General features: G+C 43.8%; 1 protein-coding gene. It reads right to left on the bottom strand.

Annotated features, from left to right (window positions below; all coding sequences use genetic code 11):
• Positions 1-300 precede the first annotated feature (300 nt).
• Positions 301-733 (bottom strand): type II secretion system F family protein (locus ACS8FC_RS17215; RefSeq protein ID WP_439297679.1); only part of this gene is annotated, 433 nt, incomplete at its 5' end.

Here is a 733-nt window from a genome sequence, read left to right as displayed (position 1 = left end):
CGCTGTGCTCAGATTGTCATTACAGTCAATACCAAGTAACCATCAGCAAACAATCATAGAGCATCAAATGACCATCGATACTTATCACTATCGTTTTAACCCGCTTTCACTATAACGTGGTGCTTAGGTTTACCATAGCAAAAATTTTGCTTGGTCAACAATATACAACAGTAAGCAAATCTTAAGAAAGCTAACGTAGGGTTTAGCAAGATAGGTAATTAAGAGAGGATAAAAATGCAGATAGTTGATAGTTTGAGAAGAACATATCGTCTGTTTGTCAGCTAGTCAGTTAGCTATTGACTAGCCTGCCAAGTCATTCATATTAACGATTGGTAGCATCACTGCCATCACAATAACCATCACCACGACGCCCATCAAGACCAGCATCAAAGGCTCAAGTAGTGACAGTAAAGTGCTGATAAAATTGGTTGCCTCCGCCTCCTGCATCGTGGCGGCACGACTGAGCATGTTTTCAAGCTCGCCTGAATTCTCACCGCTTTTGATCATTTGTACCATCATGGGCGGAAAGTAAGTGGATTTTTCGAGTTGGCTGGATAAACTTGAGCCTTCTGTGACCCTATCAGCAGCAGTCACAATCGTTTGCTTGATGTGCAAATTGGTCGTCACTGCCGCACCAATATGTAGCGCCTCAATCAACGGCACCCCTGAGCGCACCAATATCGCAAGCGTACTAGCAAAACGCGCCGCATTCAATCCCTTAGACAATCTGGCT

This window comes from Psychrobacter sp. 1Y4, from assembly GCF_051847555.1.
Note: the sequence above shows the minus strand (reverse complement) of the source record. Positions and strands in the feature narration are given on the sequence as shown.